Origin of the sequence: Dyella humicola (genome assembly GCF_026283945.1) — a bacterium.
Classification (GTDB): Bacteria; Pseudomonadota; Gammaproteobacteria; order Xanthomonadales; family Rhodanobacteraceae; genus Dyella; species Dyella humicola.
On record NZ_JAPDPC010000002.1, the window covers coordinates 12,024 to 26,899 of the forward strand.

The 14,876-nt window shown below is 59.5% G+C and carries 15 protein-coding genes; 9 read left to right on the plus strand and 6 right to left on the minus strand.

Annotated elements, in window-relative coordinates; translation table 11 throughout:
* Nucleotides 1-136: 136 nt before the first annotated feature.
* Nucleotides 137-505, plus strand: coding sequence for a hypothetical protein (locus OUZ30_RS14830; protein WP_266183209.1), 369 nt, complete (start codon nt 137-139; stop codon nt 503-505).
* Nucleotide 506: 1 nt separating this feature from the next.
* A complete protein-coding gene (locus OUZ30_RS14835; RefSeq protein ID WP_266183210.1) occupies nt 507-1,019 on the plus strand; it encodes a hypothetical protein in 513 nt (170 codons plus the stop codon).
* 589 nt (nt 1,020-1,608) lie between these two features.
* On the opposite strand, the gene OUZ30_RS14840 is transcribed toward OUZ30_RS14835, so the two are convergent.
* The gene (locus tag OUZ30_RS14840) at nt 1,609-2,016 is read right to left on the minus strand and encodes a hypothetical protein (protein WP_266183211.1); all 408 of its coding nucleotides are present in this window, start codon (nt 2,014-2,016) and stop codon (nt 1,609-1,611) included.
* 456 nt (nt 2,017-2,472) lie between these two features.
* On the opposite strand from OUZ30_RS14840, the gene OUZ30_RS14845 reads away from it, so the two are divergent.
* Both OUZ30_RS14845 and OUZ30_RS14850 read left to right on the plus strand, forming a co-directional pair.
* The gene (locus tag OUZ30_RS14845) at nt 2,473-2,601 is read left to right on the plus strand and encodes a hypothetical protein (RefSeq protein WP_266183212.1); all 129 of its coding nucleotides are present in this window, start codon (nt 2,473-2,475) and stop codon (nt 2,599-2,601) included.
* A 65-nt stretch (nt 2,602-2,666) separates the two neighbouring features.
* Nucleotides 2,667-7,454, plus strand: coding sequence for a DUF3320 domain-containing protein (locus OUZ30_RS14850; RefSeq protein WP_266183213.1), 4,788 nt, complete (start codon nt 2,667-2,669; stop codon nt 7,452-7,454).
* A gap of 491 nt (nt 7,455-7,945) precedes the next feature.
* Here OUZ30_RS14850 and OUZ30_RS14855 read toward each other — a convergent pair whose 3' ends face one another.
* Complete coding sequence (locus OUZ30_RS14855) at nt 7,946-8,137, minus strand: hypothetical protein (RefSeq protein ID WP_266183214.1); 192 nt, start codon at nt 8,135-8,137, stop codon at nt 7,946-7,948.
* Nucleotides 8,138-8,451: 314 nt separating this feature from the next.
* Nucleotides 8,452-8,874 (minus strand): hypothetical protein, encoded by a 423-nt coding sequence (locus OUZ30_RS14860; RefSeq protein WP_266183215.1) that lies wholly within the window; start codon nt 8,872-8,874, stop codon nt 8,452-8,454.
* A gap of 71 nt (nt 8,875-8,945) precedes the next feature.
* Between OUZ30_RS14860 and OUZ30_RS14865 the strand changes: the two genes are divergently transcribed.
* The 3 genes from OUZ30_RS14865 (at nt 8,946) to OUZ30_RS14875 (ending at nt 10,794) form a co-directional block, all read left to right on the plus strand.
* Complete coding sequence (locus tag OUZ30_RS14865; RefSeq protein WP_266183216.1) at nt 8,946-9,278, plus strand: DHCW motif cupin fold protein; 333 nt, start codon at nt 8,946-8,948, stop codon at nt 9,276-9,278.
* A gap of 199 nt (nt 9,279-9,477) precedes the next feature.
* Nucleotides 9,478-10,554 carry a hypothetical protein gene (locus OUZ30_RS14870; RefSeq protein ID WP_266183217.1) on the plus strand — a complete coding sequence of 359 codons (1,077 nt, stop codon included), beginning with the start codon at nt 9,478-9,480 and terminating at the stop codon, nt 10,552-10,554.
* 24 nt (nt 10,555-10,578) lie between these two features.
* Nucleotides 10,579-10,794 carry a DHCW motif cupin fold protein gene (locus OUZ30_RS14875; RefSeq protein WP_266183218.1) on the plus strand — a complete coding sequence of 72 codons (216 nt, stop codon included), beginning with the start codon at nt 10,579-10,581 and terminating at the stop codon, nt 10,792-10,794.
* A gap of 76 nt (nt 10,795-10,870) precedes the next feature.
* Here OUZ30_RS14875 and OUZ30_RS14880 read toward each other — a convergent pair whose 3' ends face one another.
* The 3 genes from OUZ30_RS14880 to OUZ30_RS14890 all read right to left on the minus strand — a co-directional run bounded on the left by OUZ30_RS14880 (nt 10,871) and on the right by OUZ30_RS14890 (nt 12,742).
* Nucleotides 10,871-11,224: an FxLYD domain-containing protein gene (locus OUZ30_RS14880; protein ID WP_266183219.1), complete on the minus strand. Its 354-nt coding sequence runs from the start codon at nt 11,222-11,224 to the stop codon at nt 10,871-10,873.
* Nucleotides 11,225-11,388: 164 nt separating this feature from the next.
* Nucleotides 11,389-12,453: an SDR family oxidoreductase gene (locus tag OUZ30_RS14885; protein ID WP_266183220.1), complete on the minus strand. Its 1,065-nt coding sequence runs from the start codon at nt 12,451-12,453 to the stop codon at nt 11,389-11,391.
* On the minus strand, nt 12,413-12,742 hold the full coding sequence (locus tag OUZ30_RS14890; RefSeq protein WP_266183221.1) for a Rap1a/Tai family immunity protein: 330 nt from the start codon (nt 12,740-12,742) through the stop codon (nt 12,413-12,415). Before OUZ30_RS14890 ends, OUZ30_RS14885 begins: the two co-directional genes overlap by 41 nt.
* Before the next feature lie 196 nt (nt 12,743-12,938).
* Between OUZ30_RS14890 and OUZ30_RS14895 the strand changes: the two genes are divergently transcribed.
* The gene (locus OUZ30_RS14895) at nt 12,939-13,631 is read left to right on the plus strand and encodes a CDGSH iron-sulfur domain-containing protein (protein ID WP_266183222.1); all 693 of its coding nucleotides are present in this window, start codon (nt 12,939-12,941) and stop codon (nt 13,629-13,631) included.
* Nucleotides 13,632-13,705: 74 nt separating this feature from the next.
* Nucleotides 13,706-14,368, plus strand: a complete 663-nt coding sequence (locus OUZ30_RS14900; RefSeq protein WP_266183223.1) for a dihydrofolate reductase family protein — start codon at nt 13,706-13,708, stop codon at nt 14,366-14,368.
* Nucleotides 14,369-14,876 lie beyond the last annotated feature (508 nt).

Below are 14,876 nucleotides of genomic sequence, written 5' to 3' on the forward strand. Positions count from 1 at the left end.
AAATGACGTGCGGGCCGTTTGAGTGCGGCCCGCACTCATCCTCAGGGCTGCCTATCATTGCTGACTGCATGCGTTTCGCGATGTCCGCTTCCGACCCTGAGCAGACATTTTCAGAAATCGAGTTTTGAGAGGCTCTATGGACCTGGTGCAGTCAATTTCAGAGAGCGAACTCTCATTTATTGCTGGGCTCGACTACGGTAAGGACCAGGATCGGCACCAGACGGCCCTGCGCCTTGTCATTGACCAGCAGGGTGGCAAGTTCAATGAGGGGCAGTATTGGTTTCCCTATGAAGTGGTGGAGTTGGGGGCTCACGACCTGCAAACAGGCCACGAAAGGGAATTCGCTATCTGCACCATCCTTGTAATTCGATCAGTCGCCGCTGGCTTTGACAAGGCGACCGATCTCGCCGAGAAGAGGGCGGCCATGGAGTCGCAGTACCGATTGCTACCGGTAGCGCTCCAGGTGGCCGTTGATGCCGAATATGCTGCTGCGGGCGAAAGTTAGGATGTCTGCTCTCGACCCGAAGCGGACCTACAAGACGAGGAATGACTCAATGAGGACAAGCCAGGTGCGTTTGGTTCTCGCCTTTTTCTTGGCGCCGGTGATTCCTTGCCTCATTGCAGCCGCGGTCGTTCAGCACTCCAGTTGGCAAAGCAGCTTGAGGACGGCTGAACTAATGATCATGGTCGCATGGGTGTTCAGCGCGGTGCTTGCGCTTCCCATCTACCTTGCTCTTCAGAAAAGCCGGTACGTGAGCCTGGGCCAATCATTGGTCGCCGGGTTCGCCATCGGATTTTTGCCGCCCGTCACTCTATTCTTGCTTTCGCCCAATCATCCAGGCGACTACTCCGCTGATTCTGGTGGGATTGTCATGATCGATGGTCGCCTTACGACCCATGGCTGGTTCGGTACGATGGCCGGGTTTCTGGAGGTTGGGGTATTGGGGATCTTCATCGGAGCGGTGTTCTGGATGATTACATTCTGGGATATCCGGCGCTTTCGCCGTCCTTTCTCGTAAATCGTGATGTCTGCTTCCGACCCATAGCGGACGCTGGCGAAGGACGGTACGCTGGGTCTCTAGGCAAGGTCTTGGATGACTATGAACTGGAAGATGATTTCCATTTATGTCGCCGCAGCGCTCCTCTTGGCGGGTGCCATCCACTTCAATGAGCGAACGGCCGAGCGAAGGCACGCTGAGGTCCTTAATAAGGCGGCGCTAGCGCTTCGCGTAAAGAGCGTCGTTCCAATGCATAACCCGCCAATCGAGCGGGACATAGTTGCGTTGGCCGAAAGGGACTCTTCAAGGTTCTGTCACCCGCAGGATGGTTCCGCGGACGGATGCCGACTAGATGCGATTCTTATGGATGACCAGTGGACTGTTTTCGCGCGGCCCTATGTCGGGAATCCAGAGACTGGATGCTGCGCGGTCGATAGCGCACATCTATTCATATACACGCGGTCAGGCACGTTTCTACGCGAAGAAAGGGGCGGCCCTTGAACGGCGTTGTAGCCCATTGATTGGCGCGGTTCCGTAGTGTTTTTAGGTCCGCAACCCATAGCGGGCCTCGACCATGGAGGAGATATGTTCCGCAGGTTAGCGGTGATCGCTACGCCTTGCGCCTCACATGGCGGTACTTGCGCTCAATGAACAGAATGAGGCCGCCGATGATGAGGATGGCCGCCATGATGAAATGGCGATACCACATGAACCAAATAGGCAACGCGACAAAGGCCAGGATGGCTGCCGCCCATTTGGCCGTAATGGCCAGGGCTTTGGCGGTCCAGCGATAGGCGCGAATGATGCCTTGCTGAAGCGTGTAGGCCCATGTGAAGCGCTGGGCGAGCCATGCCAAAACGTGTACGGGGATCATGGCGATGGCTTTGATGACTTCGGCTAAACCCGCGATGAAGGCGGCGCAAAGCGTGCCGATGGCTTCGAGGATGCCACCCAAAAGGGCGAGCACAAGACCAGCGATGAAAAGGAAGGCCAAAAGGTTAAGGAGAAACATGAACATGGGTCGTGGTCTACTAGATGCTTAGCCGTTTAGAGCGGCTGTAGGTCATCGCGGCCTGGATGCCGATTTCAAGAGCGGCTGTGAAAGCGTCACTATCGGGGAGCCGGCGGGAAATGGGATTAGCGGCGCATCGGCATGACATAGACGGCCACCAGGCCACTGTGGGGGTATGGTAGAAATACGAGGTTTCGGGCCCCTTTTGACCTGTCTGACGTTCCCGAAGCGGACGTACTTAACGCCTCGACGAAACATGGGCTCACACGAGGCAAGGGGCTCCCGGGCATGGATGAGATGGGTTGATTAGACCGCCCTTGCGTCGCGCGGGTTGAGATAGACAATGGACGGGTTACCGGCGAGCTGCCCGTACGCCAGCTCCGACGTTACGTCCAACTCTTGATTGTCCAAAAGAGCTGTTTCAGCCTAAATAGCGCAATCTAGGATCGCCACGTTGAAGCCATGAAAACCGTATCGGCGTTCCAAGCGAACAAAGGCGTCGGTCTGATGATCGACACCGCGTTCGCAGAGGCAGTGCTGATGGAAGAGCGCTGGCGCGGTCTCGTTACGGTCATTCCCATTGGGGAATAAGAGCGCCTTTCCCAAGGCACATGACGCTGGGATTGGTACTGCCAATGTCGGAGAGGTGATGAATTATGGCCGATGAAAAGGGTGCGCCCGGGTCAAATCAAACAGTCTCTAAAGAGCACGGCATCGAAGAGGAAGGCACTTCGGAGGCGGATGTTGCTACGAGAGGAAACAGCGAGGATCCGTTAGTCCGGCAGGCGGTCATCAAGTTGTTCGACGATACGCGAAAGCGGTTGGTCGAAACAGGGACGCGTAATCGCCTTGTTCACGTCAATCGCAGCAATACGCGCGGCAATGTGCTGAATATCGTCAACGAGCGATCGGACATTGTTTACGCCTTATTTTCTAGCGGCAAAACCATGCGATTCGCAGCCTTGGGTCATGACGAGGAGGAGGGCCGCGGAGAAGTCGTCCTCGCCAATGCGGACGAGCCTGGTGTCGAAGAAGGGCGCTATACCGATCATCAACTCGATACCCGGCTTGGCTCGGATGCACTCCAGAAAAAGCTGCTGAAGATCGCGCGGGAGGCCCAGACGGCGGAAGAGGAGTCCGGCATCAACTTCCTCTACCTCGCGATGGGTTTCGTGACTTGGTATGAGGACAAATCGTCGAGCCTGCCGCGCGAGGCTCCGTTGGTTCTGCTCCCGGTCGAATTGTGCCGCAACGCTCGCACTTCGACTTATGACATCCGCGTCCGTGAGGAAGATGCACTGACCAATCTCCCGCTTCAGCAACGGCTGAAGGACGATTTCGGGATCGATCTCCCTGAACTCGAAATCGGCGAGGGTTGGAAGCCATCCGACTATTTTTCGTTGGTTGAGGGTGTGATATCCGCGCGTGACCGCTGGAAGATCGACCCCGACGCTATCCAGCTTGGCTTTTTCAGTTTCAGCAAACTGCTGATGTATCGCGACCTGGACATCGGCGGCTGGGAGGGTGATGCGCTAGCCGCTCACGGGCTGATCAAAGGGTTGCTTTACGAGCGCTTCGAACCCGAAGAGCCGCTGTTCAAACTTAGCGACCGGCTGGATGACGTGCTGCCACCGGAAAAGCTGTTTCACGTTATCGACGCCGATGCCTCACAGGCCAAAGTCATTGAAGAGGTTCGCGCCGGGCGCAATCTAGTGGTTGAAGGCCCGCCGGGAACGGGTAAGTCGCAGACCATCACCAATATTGTCGCGGCGGCCGTCAAGGAGGGTAAGCGGGTTTTGTTCCTTGCCGAAAAGATGGCGGCGCTATCGGTTGTGCACGATCGGCTGGTCAAGGTGGGGCTTGGCGATGTATGCCTCGAACTGCATTCCAGGGGCGCGAACAAGAAATCCGTTCTCGGAGAACTGGCGCGCACTTTGTCGCAAGCGAACGTGGTGCCCGGGGTCCCTGGGGCGCCACTAGCCCTCAGGGAAACTCGAGACCGGCTGAACGGTTTGGCGGCAACTTTGCATCGCCCCATCGGCAATACCGGGGAGACTGCGTACAGCGTGCTTGGCCGCCAATCGCTGTTCATTGGCAATGACTGTCCACCTCCCAGCCTCGAGGCAGAATGCCTAGGTTCCATGTCGCGAGAGGCCGAGGTCCAATTATTGGCGGTCATTGAAGACTACGGTGCCATGTTAGGCGCCGGTGAGCGCGGCACGTCGAATCCCTTCGAGGGTTCGCGCAATCTTGACCTTCAGCCAGTGGATTTGGCTCGGCTAGCCTCCATGCTTTCCCTTGCGCGGGATAGCGTTGCCGCGCTTGCCACCGCCATGCGCGCCCCCGTAAAGGCGTTGGGCACTGCTGGCCCGAACACTTTCAAGGCTGTCGCGGACATGGCGGATGTCTTGGAGCGTCTCGAGGGACTGCCGGCCGACGGTTCAGACGTTGCCCGTGCGGTTCTCGGAGCTTCCGATATTCCCCGTCTTCAGGAAGCGTTGCGGGCCGGAGCCAACTGGCGCAAGGCCTACAACGAAGCCACCACTGTGTTTGTGGAGTCCGCATTTGCCAGTTCCGCTGAGCAATTGCGTGGCCGGCTGGCGGCAGGTATCCATTCGTTCTTTGCGCGCTGGAGTAGCGGCTATCGCGGCGCATCGCGCGAGCTGGCAGGGCTATTGCGGGAAGGCTTGCCAAAAAACGCCTCTCAAAGGGTAGAGCGGGTAGATCATCTATTGGCGATAGCAGGGCTGAAAACAAATTGGGAGTCCGACCGAGATTATTGCGGCCGCGTTCTAGGCGATGCGTGGCGGGATGACAAGAGTGACTTTGCAAAATTGCTGGCGATTGCTGACTGGTGTGCTCGCTTGTCAGAAATTTCAGTCGAGATGGCATGGCACAAAGCGGTCGACCTAGCCAGCGAAGCGGGTGCGGTTGCGTCGATGCGGCGGACACTTCAGGAAGCAGCGCCGGTCGCCAGCAATGCCGTTCAAAAGGTTGTGAAGCTGCTCGATCTGGACCTCGCTGTTCTGGGCGAAGAGCAGTTTGCATCGGTTGACTTGGCTGCAATGGGTATGTGCTTCGGCAAAATGGCCGAAGCAACCGATCGATATGGGTCATGGGCAAAACAGGCTCGATTGCAAGAGACGCTGATTGAGGCGGGCTTGTCCGAGTTGGAAAAACGTATGCGCCTCGGTGTTCTGAATGGCGCTAGTGCGAGTGCGGAGTTGCGCTATGCCCGCGCGGAAAGCCTTTGGAAACTAGCGCTTGCCCAAAACTCGGACCTGCGCGGGCTTGCCCATGAGCGGCGGCATGATCTGGTTGCGACATTTGTCAGACTGGAGCGAGAGCGCCTTAAGGACAATGTGACCAGCATCCTTGCTGGTCATCTCGGGCAAATGCCGCAAGGCGCCCTGGGCGAAATGGGAGTAATTCGCGGCGAGATTGCCAAAAAGCGCGCTCATATGGCACTACGCCGATTGTTTAAAAACGCCGGAACCGCAATTCAGCGGATCAAGCCAGTTTTATTGATGAGCCCGATTTCGGTGGCGCAATTCCTGCCGCCGGGAAGCATTTCCTTCGACCTTTTGGTAATCGACGAGGCGTCGCAGGTTCGCCCTGAGGATGCGTTGGGGGCCATCGCGCGCGCCAGTCAGATTGTGGTTGTCGGAGACACTAAGCAACTTCCTCCATCCTCTTTCTTCGATCGACTAATGGCCGATGACGAAGATGAGGCGGAGGGGGATGACGAGAATGCCGGCCCTGATCTGCTTGGAGGTGCCGCAAAAGTAGGCGACATGGAAAGTATCCTTACTCTCTGCGAGGCACGTGGGCTGCCGAGACGAATGCTGAAATGGCACTATCGTTCGCGAGATCCGTCGTTGATTGAGGTATCCAACCACGAGTTTTATGAAGATGATCTTGTCCTGCCGCCATCACCATTACAGAAGGACCCGGCCTATGGGCTATGTTTCACAAGGGTAGACGGCGTTTATGACAAAGGTGGCAAGCGGGATAACCGCAAAGAAGGCGATGCCATCGTTGATCGCGTTGCAGAGCACGCCCGGCTGAATCCATCACAATCGCTCGGTATCGTCACCTTCTCGTTTGCCCAGCGCAACCTCATCACCCTCTTGCTCGAGGAGAGGCGGCGGCACGATGCCACTGTCGACGATTTTTTGCGTGAGGGGCAAAAAGAAGACCTATTCGTCAAGAATATCGAGAACGTGCAGGGGGACGAGCGCGACGTCATTCTCATCAGCGTCGGCTATGGCCCGTCCGTCGCAGGCGGCAGACTGACCAGCATGATATTCGGTCCCGTCAATAGCGAGGGTGGCGAGCGGCGCCTCAACGTACTGTTCACCCGCGCCCGCATCCGCTGCGAGGTCTTCGCGTCTTTTGATCCTAGCGACATTGACCTTAGTCGGACGACGCAGGCGGGTCCGCGCATTCTTAAGCGTTTTCTCGATTTCGCAAGAACGGGACGCTTGGACGACAGCGCTCCGACCGGGGCGGATGCAGATTCACCCTTTGAGGAAGATGTCGCCGATGTGATCCGAGGTTTTGGCTTCCTGGCAGATGCGCAGGTCGGCTCGGCAGGATTTCGTATAGATCTCGGTATACGGCACCCAGACAAGCCAGGGGCTTACATTCTGGCCGTCGAGTGCGATGGAGCCACCTATCACAGCGCGCTGTGGGCGAGGGAGCGGGATCGACTGCGCCAAGATGTACTCGAACACCTTGGCTGGCGCTTCCACCGCATTTGGAGCACCGATTGGTTTTACAACCGAAGCGTGGAAATCGAACGCTTGCGCGCGGTGCTATCGGACGCGCGCGGAAGCTTGGAACAGGGGTTGCGGATCGAAGGAGCCAATCAGGGTCGTTCTGAACCTGCTGCATCGGCGAAACCGGAGGCTACTGCCATGGAAGTGCCCCCAGTTTTGGAGCGGCAGATGCCGCCCTATAAGCGGGCAGTGGTTCCGGTGAGAAGCACTTGCGAACCACATGAGGCACCTGTGTCTGTGCTTGCGGAACTGGTTCAGAAAATCGTGAGCGCTGAAGGGCCGATCCATGTGGAAGAGGTTGCGAGACGAGTTGCGGCAAGTTTCGCAAGGGAAAAGGCAGGCTCGCGTATTCTGGCAGCCACCCACGCGGCGCTTGCACTCGCCCGACGCGGGAATACCGATCTGCTGACTGATGGGAACTTTTGGTATACCCAGACTCAGGCTGATATGCCTCCGGTGCGCGATCGCTCTGCGGAAACCGGGGCAACAATCAAGGCGGACAGCATCTCTATGTTAGAGATCAGGGCGGCCCTGAAGATTGCCCGCGACGACAATGCCGGGGGCGGCGATGCGGACCTAATTCGAACTGTTGCACGGTTGATGGGCTTCAGGCGCGTAGGAGCAGATCTTCAAGCAAGGATAGCCGCAGGGCTGGCCACATAGTCGCGCTGTCGATAGTTAGTGGTTGTCGTAGGGCTGAGAAAAACCCGGTTCAGAGTGCACTTTCCGGAGTGATCATTCCGGTGCCAATGGGATGGCCAGGAAAGTGGAATCTGACCCCAGTTTTGGAGCCGGGTGAGCGCTCTGCCGGTGATCGGTTTGAGCCATGATCAACTCCGTTGAGGATGCTGGTGGTTGCAGACGCATCTGCGTAGGACACGGCTGATCGACGAATAAGCGCTGGCGGCTATCCGTGTAGGGCAAAGCCCTTTTTTAAGGTAAGTCGTCACCAAGGTGCGGTGCATCGCCCAACCAGCCGATGCACCGCGAAAACGATCATAAGGACGCGCTTACCCGTTCATCGCTCGCTCGTCGCTGAGCTGCGTGGCGTACTGCTCAAGGCACTGGATCGCCATGGCCACTCCGTCCCTGAAAGGCGTTGGGAGTGGCCCTATCAGGGGCCTGGCGCTGGGGTGAATTGCCTTAGCCCTTCCTTACCGCTCGTCCTCAAACCACAGTCGCGATAGCGCGTAATGCGCCAGCGCAACGTCGTCGAAGGTCGTGCCGTGTGGCGGGTGCGCCTGCGGGCGGTGCGCCGGTGGGCCGGAGGCGGGCGAGGCGGCGAACGGGTCACCCAAGGAGGGAAAAGACAGGCGTGCGGGTGCCGTATGATCGTGGACAGCCATGATCAACTCTCGTCTAGTTGGTGATGGTTAGCGGGTCGTGGGTGCTCTAACACCTGCGGCCCGCGCCTCATGACATTGCTGCCATGGTCACTCGCGTAGCCCCATACCAAAGAACGCCGCGAGTGACAGTCCGAAAGTAGCAAAGGCTGGCTTCGGCGCCTGTCAGGGAATGCCGTTGCGGCATATGCGTCCATATGACAGGGCCGTCGTCGTCCAAGGGCTTGTCAGGAACGGTCACCAGGTTGCCTTGCTGGCCAGGCTGACTTCATCAAGCCGGACCGGTACTGTTTTTCAAAACGTCCTTTGCCGACGTGTCAGTCGCTGGTGATTCGCCTTTCCCTATACGCATCCAACTTTGGCGTTGGACAGTACATCGTGTCCACGAAGACGTTGCGTTCGTGCCAAATGACTTCCAGATCCCACAGGCAGACAGCGTAGCGGGACGAATCCTCGACCCAGCCCGACGCCGTCTCTGCGGAAACGGAAATAAAGAGCTCGTTGTCGTTGCCCCACCACGCGAGGATCAGGTATCTGGCGTTGGCACCGTCATGGCAGATCACGAAGGCCGGGGTGATGCTCCAGGCGACCCGCTTCTCGCCTTTGAGCACGTTTAGGCGGGCCGTATAGGCCTGTCTGTCCACCGGCTGGTTCGCCGCGGAGATCGTGTAGATCTTGATGCCGTCCGGGTCAAGCCAATCGGCGCGGCTTTCGATTTTCCGAGTGTGGAATAGGGGCATGGTGATCGCCTATCGAAAAGAAGGTGCCAGGTTGTGTTATTGGGAATATACGCGCCCAGGAAATCCCCTCGATGAAGATCCCCGCCCTGCCGTTCACACTCACTGACTGGTCGCATGTGCAGCCCACCCTACATCCCGGCGAAACGGGGGAGGCGCGCTGGCGGACGTTTGCCATGGGCGATATGCGCGTGCGTCTGGTCGAGTACAGCGCGGGCTATCTCGCCGATCACTGGTGCGACCGCGGCCATGTGCTCTACGTGCTTGAAGGCGAGCTGCACACGGAACTGAAAGACGGTCGTCGTTTCGTTCTCACGCCCGGCATGAGCTATCAGGTTTCCGACTACGGCGACGCGGCCCACCGATCGTCCACCGCGACGGGCGCCAAGCTTTTCATCGTCGATTAGGCGCCGGGAAAAGCGGGGGAACAAGAAAATAGCGGGAATCAAGGGGGCAATGACTTTGGGCCATCCCCGACTTCTGCTTCTTCTGACTGCTTGATCAGAGGAACCCTGGATGAAAGAAGCTGTCTACTCAGGCTTGTCGCAACACGCGCTGATGGCATGCGTATGTTTGTGCGAGTAATTGGCTTGACTTAGGGGTGTGATGGAGGGTTCCGCGCAGGTTCGTGATCGACAGGAGGGGGATAGTGCGCGCGGCCTGGCATTACTCGACAGCGAAACGCGCGCGACCTTGGGTCGCAGGCGCTGGCGGCAGCCGCCACTAACGCGCCGGGCGCTGGCGCTAGCGCTGACTTTGGTGGCGGTACTGCACGTACTGTTCGCGCTGTCACTGTGGTACGAGATGCAGCCCAAGCCGCGGCATCCTGCCGTGGTGAAAGTCGATATCGATAAGGCGCTGATCGTGCGTCTGATCGATCATTCCAGCAAGCCGCGCGCCGCGCAGCCACCTGAGCCACCCGCGCCGCCCGAAAGGTTGTTGCCTTCGCGGCAAGTGCTGACTGCCCGCGTTAGCCCAGCCACGCACGAGGCGTCCCGTCGTGACGCCATGGTTGTGCAGGATCATGCGGCGACCCCTGCGCCGGCGGCCTCCGTGGCCACGCCGACCGCCACAAGTTTGTTCGCGAAAGATGGTTCGGTGCGACTACCGTCCGCGACGGAGGCGACCTCGGCAACAGCAAGCGCCAACGCCGAAACGCCCAAGCCTGTGGACGATCGTCAGATCATGCAGCACGACAGCAACCGGATGCACTACAAGGCCACCCGTTTCGAAAAATATTTCCCGCCACCGAACGAGACTGCCGGTGGTGCGGTGGGGCGCCATATAGGCGATGTGATCAAGGACATGGCCAAGAGCGTCTGCGATCCCGCCAAGAAAAGTACGGCTTTCAACCCGCTATGCAGCGCACCACCGCCACCTGCTTCGCCCATGGATAGCGATGAGCGCCTCAACTTGCCGCCGCATTCCCTGGCCGACAATCCGAATCCGACCGCGGTGCCGCCACTTTCGAGCTGCATCGCCGAGTACAAGGCAGACAAACCACTGCCGTACGGCTGCCCGGTGGATACGCCTGATCTGGCCTTCAAGGCCGAGATGCGTGAATGCATAGATCTTTTTCGTGCGGGCAGGCGCCTCAAGACATGGTGCCCTCTCGACACGCCCAAGCGCGCGGCAGCTGAGTCGTCGACGCCAGCGGGTGCCCCGAGCGTGGGTGCACACTGACTACCTTCGACCACCCGTACGCGCGTGCGTCTGGTCGACTACAGCGCGGGGTATCTCGCCGATCACTGGTGCGAGCGCGGCCATGGGCTCTACGTGCTTGAAGGCGAGCTGCACACGGAACTGAAAGACGGTCGTCGTTTCGTTCTCACGCCCGGCATGAGTTATCAGGTTTCCGGCTACGGCGACGCGGCCCACCGATCGTCCACCGCGACGGGCGCCAAGCTTTTCATCGTCGATTGACAGGCAAAGGGGACGCGGGTGGTTAAGTCCGCCAGATGACCTCCATCCCTTTTAAGGGCGTGTCTTCTCCTATGCGTTACCTGCCGTCGGCGCTGGCAAACTTGGCGCGACTGACGTTGCCTGCCGCTGACGCACGGAAGCGCCAACTCTGTCCGGCCCGCATGTCCATGATCCCGTCCGATGCCCAGCCGATCTGCCGGCCGCGGGCGTCGAAGACACGGAATCGAACACGCACATCACGCAATCGGCGGCCACTGATGTTCACGGCCCTTCCGACGACCCAATTCCTGCCTGGACGGACATCGCGTTCCACGCGGTAGTTATCTACCCGCACCCGCCGGCCAGCCCCTACTTGGAAGGCGTTCGCGCTGGGGCTGATGCTGAAGATCGCCGCGATGGCCAGGGCCGCGGCGGCAAGTCGATAGCGCATACGTGTCTCCTGGTCCGGTGACCTTCCGCTCCATTTTACGCCCCCCTAAAGATCATCGAGTTGCCGTGTTGAGCCTCAGAACAAAAGGGGCGGAGGTCATTAGGTGGGTATAACCACCTCCGCCTCTTTTGAGGCTGGTCCCTTTTGAGGCTAGGGAGTGCGCCTTAAGTGCGTGTGATCGACGCGCCGCCATCCACCAGGGATGCCGTGCCGGTGACAAAGGCGGAGTCGTCCGAGGCGAAATAGAGCACGGAGCGGGCCAGTTCTTCTGGGGTGGCAACACGCTTGAGCGCATGCAGGTTCGTGACAAAAGCCTGGGATTCGGCCGTGTTGTTCATATCCCGATACATGTCCGTGTCCACGGCGCCAGGCAGCACGGCATTCACGCGAACGCCTTGGGGGCCAAACTCCGCGGCCAGCGCCTGCGTGAGTCCGATGAGACCCGACTTGCTGGCCGCGTAGGCGGCCACGCCAGGGAACGCAAAGGAATGACCGACAAAGGTGGACGTAAAGATCACCGAGCCGCCGCCGTTCTTCAACATTTGCGCGACCTGATGTTTTGCCCCGAGGAAGGAGCCCGTGAGGTTGATCGCCAGCGTCTCGTTCCAGCCCGCTTCGCTGACCTCGGTGCTCGCGCCTGCTTCACCCAACGTACCCGCATTGTTGAAGGCGACATCCAATTGCCCGAAGCGGGTCACCGCCAGGTCGACGAGCGCCTTGGCATAGGCCTCCGAGCGCACATCGCCCGCCAGCGCAACGGCCTGGCCGCCGGCCTGCTCAATTTCCTTCACCAGGGAATCGAGCTCCGACTGACGGCGCGCACCAATCACAACGTTGGCACCCTCGGCAGCAAACAGTTTTGCCGTGGCTCGGCCAATGCCTGAACTGGCACCGGTCACCAGGGCAACTTTGTTGATGAGTCGAGACATGTTGGTTTCTCCAATTAGTTGATGGCTAGCGCCGATGGCGTGCCTTGGAGATACCTTGAACCAACGGGGGCAGGAAGACGTGCGGCTGCCAAAGAAGAAACGTTCGAAACCATCGAACGTGTTGCAGAGCTGTGCGCAAAGAACGGAGTCAGGTTCACTTCTTGAATCGGTGGGAAGTGAACCCGATCCCGCTTTACCGGAATTTCGGCCAAAGGCCAGCGCATGGAAAGTGCCCGCCTTGGATCGAATGCGAACGGCTTCAGTTCGTCGCCTGGCCGTGCGATGAATTTGCTGCCACACGGCCGGCCGTGCAGGGATAGGTTTGGGCAAGCGCTTGGATGGCCACCGCGTCGGTGATCTCGTCATCTAGATCGGGATGCTTCTTGGCGTAGGTCTCTACGGCATCGGCCAGCTGACCAATCGTGGTGGCGGCGGACGGACAGAACTGTTTGCCGTTGTGGTCGTGCACCACATTGAGAAACCACGTGGCCACGGCAATGGACGCGGCCTGATCGGCGTATGCATTGCTTGCTGATAGGGAGGCGGCAGCGGACAAGACCGCAGCGGAAAGCAGCGCCATCTTCTTCATATCACTCCTTGGTGGTCTCAGTTTTTGAGCACTATAGGGCCCTGCACGTCGCGTGCAAAACGGGCAAGATCCTGCGTCGGGACACGTGTCGAATCGATCGCGATATCACCCTCTGCCCTCGGTCCCATTTCAAATTCACGCCGTCCATCCGGGCGTAGGGGCATGGTAATTAGCCAGGGCAGGAGGAGTGAATCGCATGGCACCGGCAAGCGCGAACATTCAAGTGACCGTTTCCAAGAATGGCCCCTATCTGGTCGTTGGCGATATTGCGCTGGCGAAACAAACCGTTGTCGCCGATGCCGATGGAGGCTCTGAGGCCTGGAAGGAAGGCCCGCCGATCGATCACCCACCGACCTATGCGCTATGCCGTTGCGGTCGGTCGCAGTCGAAGCCGTTCTGCGATGGCTCCCACAAGAAAGTTGGCTTTGATGGGACCGAGACCGCCGACCGGCGGCCATACCTCGATCAAGCGCGGGTCGTGAACGGGCCCGTGGATGACCTTGCCGATGCGGAAACCCTCTGCGCGTTCGCTCGGTTTTGCGATCCCAACGGAAACGTCTGGAGTCAGGTGGTCGAGACCGACAACGCTCAGGCGAGGGCGCAGTTCATCCGCCAGGTCAACCAGTGCCCGTCCGGACGCCTGGTGGCTTGGGATAGGGCGACGGGGCGGCCGGTCGAAAGCGCGTTACCGATTTCCATCGGTCTCCTTGAGGACCCGGTGGAGGCGTGCAGCGGCCCGCTGTGGTTGCGGGGAGGCATCCCCGTCGTCGCCGCCGACGGATTCCAGTATGAGGTGCGTAATCGCGTCACGCTTTGCCGATGCGGGGAGTCGAAGAACAAACCCTTCTGCGACGGGTCGCACGCCGCGATTCATTTCAAGGACTATTGAACGCACGGATGCCCACTTAAAGGGGCCGCAGGTCGTTAGGAAAGGCATTTTAGGCGTCTAAACGGAGGCAAGCGATGACACGAGTTCGCGTTGACGGTTTCACCATCTCGCTCGACGGCTACGGAGCAGGCCCTCATCAAGACATCAACCATCCGCTCGGCGTTGGCGGGACGGAGCTGCACCAGTGGCTAGTCCCAACACGTACGTTCCGGCGGGGCTTGTTCGGCCAGGACGGCGGCACGACCGGCGTTGACGATGATTTCGCCGCCCGTGGCTTTCAGAATGTCGGGGCCTGGATTCTTGGAAGGAACATGTTCGGACCCATTCGTGGGGAGTGGCAGGACACCGACTGGAAAGGCTGGTGGGGAGACAACCCGCCGTATCACGGTCCCGTCTTCATCTTGACCCATCACGCTCGTCCCCCCATCGCGATGGAAGGTGGCACGACGTTCCACTTCATCACGGGCGGCATTCGCGAGGCGCTCGAGCGTGCACGCGAGGCCGCCGGGGGCATGGACGTGCGGATCGGCGGTGGGCCGGACACCATCCGACAGTATCTTCGTGAGGGCCTCATCGATGAGCTGCACTTGGCTATCTCGCCGGTCCTGCTCGGCCGGGGAGAGCCGCTGTTCGAAGGGATTGACCTGCGGGCTATGGGATACGAATGCGTTGAATCCGTAGCGTCGGAGAAAGCCACGCATGTCGTCCTACGGCGCCAAGGGCACATGGAGGCCTGACAACCGGTTGCAGCGGACGGTGCTGTGTTTCGACGCCCCCACAGATAACTGACGCCAATGACAGCTAACCCCAACGCGAAAGCCCGCTGCTGCGCGACGTAAAACGCAGCGCTTCTCAAGCCATGCGCGGGACTTCTCCGGACGGACGCGGCTTGAGCCGCGTGCGATGGTCCGTCGGTCGGCGGCTGCGAAGTGTCAACTCTGTCCGCCGACACCTTGCTTCGCCACAAGTGAAGTAACGCGGGCCGAAAGGGCAGCAACCCAGACGGCCCGCTGACCACAACCAACTTACACTAGGAGTTGATCATGGCTGCGGTCGATCATACGGCAGCCGCACGTCCCTTCGCGCCGAACCGCGTCACACGTCCTACCAATCCACTTGGCCGTCCGTTCTGGACGCCGGCGCTCGCCAAGGATGGCGACAAGTTGCGCTCCGCCGGTATCGCCGGATTGTGCATGGGCATCCAGGCGGTGGCGCGTGTCCTGGCCAATAGCGGCACCCGAACTT